Raw genomic sequence first — 5,023 nt, forward strand, 5'->3', positions numbered from 1 at the left:
CCAATGCTTTGGCTGTGAACGTACCATCTTGGTCATTTTTAAAGCCGTTTATCAAATTTTGCAATTTATTCTTTGAAGAAAGTTCGTTTACAGTGGATGATTTATTTATTTCTTGAATTCGTTTATCAATTTCAATATCCCAATCAGGTGTACCATACCCTTTTATTGTATTTTTGTCTAAAGGATATTGTTTCTCCCTAACTGTTGTTCCATTTCCATCTCCAGGTTTAGCACTAGTATTACCTTCAATTGTATAAACAATACCTTTTTCCAAATCAACGTCAATAACAACTCCCGTATGATTGACCGTCCTGGATTTATCTTTTGTGGGGTTAAGAAAGAAAATTTGATCGCCTTTTTGAGGAACATAATCTTTTGCATCATGCCAATTACCTATTTTTTGATAATTAGCTTTACTAAGTTCCGTTCCTGCAGAAAACCCACCTAGCATTTTTTGAGCATTTCGCCTGCCAAACGAATCTTCCATAACATAATCAACATACATATCGCACCAATATTGGCCTTGCATGCCATAATGAGCCCCAAAAATGGTATTATCCTTACCTTTTTCGGTATAGCCATTATATTTCCTTAAATTTTCAATATAATCATTGATAACCTGTTCTCGAACTTGGTCTCTTTGATTTTCTTGCTTGTGATTACCAGTTTTATTTGTATCCATATACCATTCCTTTAATAAATTAAATTCCTAAAGATGTATTAAAACAGCTTCTGCACTTCCTGACTAATCTTAAATCCATGTTTATCTTGATTTATGCAAGTTACTTCTGAACCGGAAGCCGTACATTGCCAGCCATTACCTTTAACTGTTTCTCCATTTTTCAAGATACGGGCTTTGGGATTAAAAGGAAAGTCACTATGACAAACCATATCTGCTTTACCGGTTTTACCTAAGAAGAATGTTCCACCCCATTCAAGTTCGCAATCGTTGGGGCGCGGTAAAACAGGCTTACCTTTAATTTCAGTCAGACATGATACACCCTGAGCCAAATCAGATACTTTCGCATCACCGCCGCAATAAATCTTACCGTTTCCGGCACGAAAATCGATATTATATAATCCACTATTTATCACATCTTCAGTTTCTTCCATTGGAGATACAGCACAAGCCGAAAATGATAAAGTTAATGATATTAGAATAAATAATTTCTGCATACAAAGACTCCTATTAGGGTTTTAAGGTTATTAAATATTTCCTAACTAAACGATCGACCGCCATAGCTGCGCTCTTCTTGAACTTGCGGAGTATTTTGAGCAACTTCTTGAGCCTGATTTTGTTTTAAGGTCTCTCGCAACTCATCTCTAAAATTTGCCACCACATCGGCATTGTCAGCCAATGCTTTGGCTGTGAACGTACCATCTTTGTCATTTTTAAAGCCTTGAATTAAAGCTTGAAGTTTATCGGCTGGCCTGTCATTACCCTCAGAAGATTTGGAATGTTCTTGCTGACGAGTTGGAGCTGTGATTCTTTCGATGTTTTCGTCCCGACGTTTTGCATCTGCTGGGTGTTTGATTCCATATACAGTACTCATACGAAAATTTTTTAAATCTTCCATATCAAGCTGACCATGCACTTTTACAGTTTTATTTCCAGGTAAAGTGACTCCATTGTCTTTTTCAGTTTGATTAAGAAATTGTTTAAGTTTATTGTTTACGGTTAAACCATATTGATTACCAATGTCTGCAATAAAGACTTGGGCTTGCATACTAGACTGAAGAAATTTCTTATTTTCTGAATTACCAATTTGACTAATAACTTTACTTACATCATTAACTTTTTTATCTAATATTTTTAAATAATCTTCATTGATTATTCGTATACCTACCTCAGAACTCAAAGCTTTATCCATCTTTGGTTTTAAAACAGCATACATGTTTTTCTCTTCTTGAGACATTGCTTTAAATGGTTTATACAAATGCTTTTGTATCTGCTTAATTTCCTCATCGGATACAAAATTTTTACCATTTTGATCTTTAGCCTGTAGCATTATCTTTTCAAGAACGACACGCCCATTTTGATTACCTCCGATATCATACTGAATAGGCCCAAAACTTGGTCCACTAGAGCCATTAACAGCATTCGACATTTTATATGCACCATATCCACCATTTAATTCGTTTTCCATCATAGCTTGATGCACATAATAACTCAAACCATCTTTAGGAGTTAAATGATCTCCACCAGTAAAACGAGGACCACGTGTTGCTCTTTGAACCATTATTAGTTTCCTTTTTTAAGACAAATTTAGAAATAGATTTTTTAGGCTTTTTAGAATTTTAATATAGCATATGTACTATATTAAAAATCCTTTTTATCAAAATTTTCTAATGTTTTTATATGAAATAATTTCTGCTCCACATTACAGACAAGCTCTTTTACATCATAAGAATTTTTTAATCCCCCTGTAATATCATTTAATGGATTAAAGCAAGCTTCATCTTCATAAGCAGAATATGTTTTTCTTAATTCAGAAAAATAATTTGAAGGAAATTTTTCAACTAATTTATTTTTTTTATTTTTAATTTGCAATTCTTTATATCTTTTATCTATTGCACTATCTAAACTAAGAGATAAACTATACAAACATTCATTTCCAATTTTATGTAACTGATTATACTTTTCCACATTGCATAGAGTATATGTTTTCTCATCGATTGACTTCTTAATAGTATCTTTAAAAACAGAAAGTGTTGAAAAATCCTGAGCAAAACAAGAACTAGTTCCTAACAGGCAAATAGAAAGAAATAATACTTTTTTCATGTCAAACTCCTTAAATTTGTAATGGCTTAGCCCATTATAGCAATACCCATTTTTAAAACTCATAAATTTATATTTTATTGCTCACAATATTCTAGCACCATTTTGAAAACTTGGTCCTAATAAATAACTATCAATTAGATTTTAAAGATAGAATTTAAAAAATAACCGTTCTTTTATTATGCTTCTATAAATTTCATAGAATAGATGATTTTAATCCTACCTATTTTTTCAAACATCCTTTAATACGAAAAAAGGTATATGCAAGCTCCCACAACTCGTCATTTAAAACAATAAAAACAGCAAGTTAAAATACACTATATAATTATTCTAAAAATAAAAAACAGGCCGTCTGAAAACCAGTTATCCTGATTTTTCAGACGGCCTTTACTATCCAATCTTTCCTTTAACGGCCAAAATTGTCTCGACGTTCGCGCCAGTCTTGGCGGATGGAGCCGCTTTTGCCGACAGGGGTGTCTTGTTCGACTTCCCAAATAAAATTCGTTCCGCCGCCAATCGGATGCGAGCCGCGCAAACCGATGTGGCTGCCTTGGTCGGCAACGGCGGTTCGGCTGTATGTTTGGCCGCCGAAACGGGTTTGCGAGGTTTCGATGCCGCTTTTGATGCTGCCGTAAAGCTGTACGTCGGCATGTGCGGCAAGTGCGGCGGTGGAAAGTGCGGCAGTGAGGAGAAGTTTCAAGCTCATGGTTTATCCTTTTTTTGAAGAGGAATTGTGTGCCGATTGTATCGGCCTTGTGCGTAAACAAGTTACAATTCTTGCAAAATCTGACAGGAGTTTTGATGATGCGCTCTTTACGCGCCGCCGCTGTGCAAATGGTGTCGTCCACCGACCCCGAAACCAATATTGCCACCATGAAGCGCCTTGTCCGCGAGGCGGCCGAACAAGGGGCGGATTGGGTGTTGCTGTCCGAATATTGGCCGCTGATGGGCAAAAACGATACGGACAAGCTGGCATTTGCCGAGCCTTTGGACGATGGACGAGTTGGCAAAACCTGCCACACCCGTTTTCAGACGGCCTTAAGCGAAACGGCAAGGGAATGCGGCGTGGTGTTGTTTGGCGGAACTGTTCCGCTGCAAAGCCCAGACGCTGGCAAGGTGATGAACACGATGCTGGTGTATGACCGCGACGGCAACCGAATCGGGCTTTACCACAAAATGCACCTTTTCGGCTTTTCCGGTTTGGGCGAACGCTACGTCGAAGCCGATACGATATTGGCGGGCAACGATGTGCCGAAGCTGAGCGTGGACGATGTTCCGCTGGCGGCCGGGGTCTGCTACGATTTGCGCTTTCCTGAGTTTTTCCGCGCCCAGCAGCCGTTTGATGTTTTGCTGTTACCGGCTGCATTTACCTACACGACCGGCAAGGCGCATTGGGAATTGCTGCTGCGCGCCCGTGCGGTGGAAAACCAATGCTACGTCATCGCGTCGGCACAAGGCGGACTGCATGAAAGCGGCCGCCGCACATTCGGCCACAGTATGATTATTGACCCTTGGGGCGATGTATTGGCGACGTTGCCGGAAGGCGAAGGCGTGATTTGTGCCGATTTGGATACTGAGCGCCTGCAAAGCGTGCGCACGCGCCTGCCTGCCCTGAAACACCGATTACTTTAAACACGCACTATGTCCCAGTTCCAACCCACACGCATTCTCGGCATCGACCCTGGCAGCCGCGTGACCGGCTTCGGCGTGATCGATGTCCACGGCCGCGAGCATCATTATGTTGCTTCCGGCTGTATCAAAACGCCGACCGGCGCGTCGCTTTCCGAACGCATCGCCGTGATTGTCCGCCATATCGACGAAATCATCTGCCACTATCAGCCGCATCAGGCGGCCATCGAGCAAGTGTTCGTCAACGTCAATCCGGCCGCGACGTTAATGCTTGGTCAGGCGCGCGGTGCGGCGATTGCCGCTTTGGTCATGCACGATTTGCCCGTATTTGAATACACCGCGCTTCAGGTCAAGCAGGCTGTGGTCGGCAAGGGTAAGGCCGCCAAAGAGCAGGTGCAGCATATGGTGGTCCAAATGCTTGCACTTTCCGGCACGCCGCAAGCCGATGCCGCCGACGGACTCGCCGTCGCCCTCACCCACGCCCTGCGCAATCACGGATTGGCTTCGCAACTCAACCCTGACGGCCTGCAGGTCAAACGCGGCCGTTTCCAATGGTAAGCCGACATTCAGGCCGTCTGAAATATGTGAACTGGCCCCCAAATCTTGGACACTCAT

The 5,023-nt window shown here is 41.4% G+C and carries 7 protein-coding genes; 2 read left to right on the forward strand and 5 right to left on the reverse strand.

Annotation, left to right across the window (positions count from 1 at the left end; translation table 11 throughout):
* The 5 genes from HMPREF3052_RS06890 to HMPREF3052_RS06910 all read right to left on the reverse strand — a co-directional run.
* Positions 1-682, reverse strand: a 682-nt coding sequence (locus HMPREF3052_RS06890; RefSeq protein ID WP_070749294.1) for a CHAP domain-containing protein, incomplete at its 3' end; no start/stop codon positions are given.
* A gap of 38 nt (positions 683-720) precedes the next feature.
* Entirely contained in the window at positions 721-1,176 is a 456-nt protein-coding gene (locus HMPREF3052_RS06895; protein ID WP_070749295.1) for a DUF6636 domain-containing protein, read from the reverse strand.
* Between the two features lie 41 nt (positions 1,177-1,217).
* Positions 1,218-2,240, reverse strand: coding sequence for a hypothetical protein (locus HMPREF3052_RS06900; protein WP_070749296.1), 1,023 nt, complete (start codon positions 2,238-2,240; stop codon positions 1,218-1,220).
* Between the two features lie 80 nt (positions 2,241-2,320).
* Positions 2,321-2,782 carry a hypothetical protein gene (locus HMPREF3052_RS06905; protein ID WP_070749297.1) on the reverse strand — a complete coding sequence of 154 codons (462 nt, stop codon included), beginning with the start codon at positions 2,780-2,782 and terminating at the stop codon, positions 2,321-2,323.
* A 403-nt stretch (positions 2,783-3,185) separates the two neighbouring features.
* Positions 3,186-3,485, reverse strand: a complete 300-nt coding sequence (locus tag HMPREF3052_RS06910) for a porin (protein WP_070749298.1) — start codon at positions 3,483-3,485, stop codon at positions 3,186-3,188.
* A gap of 95 nt (positions 3,486-3,580) precedes the next feature.
* Here HMPREF3052_RS06910 and HMPREF3052_RS06915 point away from each other — a divergent pair, with 95 nt between their 5' ends.
* Together HMPREF3052_RS06915 and ruvC are read left to right on the forward strand one after the other, a co-directional pair.
* Complete coding sequence (locus HMPREF3052_RS06915) at positions 3,581-4,411, forward strand: carbon-nitrogen hydrolase family protein (RefSeq protein WP_070749299.1); 831 nt, start codon at positions 3,581-3,583, stop codon at positions 4,409-4,411.
* Positions 4,412-4,420: 9 nt separating this feature from the next.
* Positions 4,421-4,966, forward strand: coding sequence for a crossover junction endodeoxyribonuclease RuvC (ruvC, locus tag HMPREF3052_RS06920; RefSeq protein ID WP_070749300.1), 546 nt, complete (start codon positions 4,421-4,423; stop codon positions 4,964-4,966).
* Positions 4,967-5,023 lie beyond the last annotated feature (57 nt).

Source organism: Neisseria sp. HMSC056A03, assembly GCF_001815685.1.
GTDB lineage: Bacteria > Pseudomonadota > Gammaproteobacteria > Burkholderiales > Neisseriaceae > Neisseria > Neisseria subflava.

Coding starts and splice junctions, on each gene's coding strand:
- HMPREF3052_RS06895 (WP_070749295.1), bottom strand. CDS start 1,176: ATGCAGAAATTATTTATTCTAATATCATTAACTTTATCATTTTCGGCT.
- HMPREF3052_RS06900 (WP_070749296.1), bottom strand. CDS start 2,240: ATGGTTCAAAGAGCAACACGTGGTCCTCGTTTTACTGGTGGAGATCAT.
- HMPREF3052_RS06905 (WP_070749297.1), bottom strand. CDS start 2,782: ATGAAAAAAGTATTATTTCTTTCTATTTGCCTGTTAGGAACTAGTTCT.
- HMPREF3052_RS06910 (WP_070749298.1), bottom strand. CDS start 3,485: ATGAGCTTGAAACTTCTCCTCACTGCCGCACTTTCCACCGCCGCACTT.
- HMPREF3052_RS06915 (WP_070749299.1), top strand. CDS start 3,581: ATGATGCGCTCTTTACGCGCCGCCGCTGTGCAAATGGTGTCGTCCACC.
- ruvC (WP_070749300.1), top strand. CDS start 4,421: ATGTCCCAGTTCCAACCCACACGCATTCTCGGCATCGACCCTGGCAGC.